At 50.9% G+C, this 2,815-nt stretch carries 1 rRNA gene and 1 other annotated feature (1 of these 2 cut by a window edge); the gene reads left to right on the top strand.

From position 1 onward, the window contains the following. Positions 1–2,631, top strand: a sequence feature (most likely nonfunctional fraction of RNA operon) (it extends 1,548 nt beyond the left edge of the window). 67 nt (positions 2,632–2,698) lie between these two features. Further along, positions 2,699–2,815: ribosomal RNA gene (gene rrf / locus ACRYI5_RS11015) — 5S ribosomal RNA — on the top strand.

Raw genomic sequence — 2,815 nt, 5'->3', positions numbered from 1 at the left:
ATTGGGGTTGTAGGACTGAACATTTGAGTTACCAAAGACCATGATAGTCGAAGACGTTGGGAAGCGTCGCCATAGGGTGTGAAAGCCACGTAGACGAAATCATAGTCTCTCAGTTCAGGATCCTGAGTACGGCGGAGCACGTGAAATTCCGTCGGAATCTGCGGGGACCATCCCGTAAGGCTAAATACTCCCTAGTGACCGATAGTGAACCAGTACCGTGAGGGAAAGGTGAAAAGCACCCCGGAAGGGGAGTGAAATAGTTCCTGAAACCGTGTGCCTACAAGTAGTTAGAGCCCGTTAATGGGTGATAGCGTGCCTTTTGTAGAATGAACCGGCGAGTTACGTTAACATGCAAGGTTAAGGTGGAAAGACCGGAGCCGTAGCGAAAGCGAGTCTGAAATGGGCGTTTGAGTATGTTGAAGTAGACCCGAAACCAGGTGACCTACCCATGTGCAGGCTGAAAGTGCGGTAATACGCACCGGAGGGCCGAACCCGTGTCTGTTGAAAAAGGCTGGGATGACGTGTGGGTAGCGGTGAAATTCCAAACGAACTTGGAGATAGCTGGTTCTCTCCGAAATAGCTTTAGGGCTAGCCTCGGATTAGAGCATCATGGAGGTAGAGCACTGTTTGAACTAGGGGCCCGTCATGGGTTACTGAATTCAGATAAACTCCGAATGCCATTGATGTGTTATCCGGGAGTCAGACGATGAGTGATAAGATCCACCGTCGAAAGGGGAACAGCCCAGATCACCAGTTAAGGTCCCTAAATATATGCTAAGTGGAAAAGGATGTGGAGTTGCACAGACAACTAGGATGTTGGCTCAGAAGCAGCCACCATTTAAAGAGTGCGTAATAGCTCACTAGTCGAGTGATTCTGCGCCGAAAATGTACCGGGGCTAAGCATATTACCGAAACTGTGGGTGTCACGTAAGTGACGCGATAGGAGAGCGTTCTATGGGCGGTGAAGCTAGACCGTGAGGACTAGTGGAGCGCATAGAAGTGAGAATGCCGGTATGAGTAGCGAAAGATCAGTGAGAATCTGATCCACCGTATGACTAAGGTTTCCTGGGGAAGGCTCGTCCTCCCAGGGTTAGTCGGGACCTAAGGCGAGGCCGAGAGGCGTAGTCGATGGATAACAGGTTGAGATTCCTGTACTAGTTAAACTTGTTTGAACAATGGAGGGACGCAGAAGGCTAAACGATCCGGACGATTGGAAGTGTCCGGTCAAGCAGTGAGGTGTGAGATGAGTTAAATGCTTGTTTCTTTAACATTGAGCTGTGACGAGGACCGAAATTTCAGTAGGGAAGTCGTTGATGTCACGCTGCCGAGAAAAGCTTCTAGTTAGAGTTTAATTACCCGTACCGCAAACCGACACAGGTAGTCGAGGAGAGTATCCTCAGGTGAGCGAGTGAACTCTCGTTAAGGAACTCGGCAAAATGACCCCGTAACTTCGGAATAAGGGGTGCTGCACGCAAGTGTAGCCGCAGTGAAAAGGCCCAGGCGACTGTTTATCAAAAACACAGGTTTCTGCAAAATCGTAAGATGACGTATAGGGGCTGACGCCTGCCCAGTGCTGGAAGGTTAAAAGGATGGGTTAGCGTAAGCGAAGCTCAGAATTGAAGCCCCAGTGAACGGCGGCCGTAACTATAACGGTCCTAAGGTAGCGAAATTCCTTGTCGGGTAAGTTCCGACCCGCATGAAAGGCGTAACGATCTGGGCACTGTCTCAACGAGAGACTCGGTGAAATTATATTACCCGTGAAGATGCGGGTTACCCGCGACAGGACGGAAAGACCCCATGGAGCTTTACTGTAGCTTGATATTGGGTGTTTGTATAACTTGTACAGGATAGGTAGGAGCCGTAGAGCTCGGGACGCTAGTCTCGAAGGAGGCATTGGTGGGATACTACCCTTGTTATACGACCACTCTAACCCACATCACTTAGCGTGATGGGAGACAGTGTCAGGTGGGCAGTTTGACTGGGGCGGTCGCCTCCTAAAAGGTAACGGAGGCGCTCAAAGGTTCCCTCAAAATGGTTGGAAATCATTTGTAGAGTGTAAAGGCACAAGGGAGCTTGACTGTGAGACAGACAGGTCGAGCAGGGACGAAAGTCGGACTTAGTGATCCGGTGGTACCGCATGGAAGGGCCATCGCTCAACGGATAAAAGCTACCCTGGGGATAACAGGCTCATCTCCCCCAAGAGTCCACATCGACGGGGAGGTTTGGCACCTCGATGTCGGCTCATCGCATCCTGGGGCTGTAGTCGGTCCCAAGGGTTGGGCTGTTCGCCCATTAAAGCGGTACGCGAGCTGGGTTCAGAACGTCGTGAGACAGTTCGGTCCCTATCCGTCGCGGGCGCAGGAAATTTGAGAGGAGCTGTCCTTAGTACGAGAGGACCGGGATGGACATACCTCTGGTGTACCAGTTGTGCCGCCAGGCGCATCGCTGGGTAGCTATGTATGGATGAGATAAACGCTGAAAGCATCTAAGTGTGAAACTCGCCTCGAGATGAGATTTCCCATTCCTATATGGAAGTAAGACCCCTCAGAGATGATGAGGTAGATAGGCTAGAAGTGGAAGTGTGGCGACACATGGAGCGGACTAGTACTAATCGGTCGAGGACTTAACCACAAAGTGGTGTCCGGTTTAAACTAATAAGAAGAATCTGATTCAGTTTTGAGTGCGTAACACTCAATAGTGTGGTGATGATGGCACAAAGGATACACCCGTTCCCATGCCGAACACGGAAGTTAAGCTTTGTCGCGCCAAGAGTAGTTGGGGGATCGCTCCCTGCGAGGGTAGGCCGTCGCCATGC

Source organism: Furfurilactobacillus sp. WILCCON 0119 (assembly GCF_053471565.1).
This window is presented reverse-complemented; position numbering and strand designations above follow the sequence as displayed.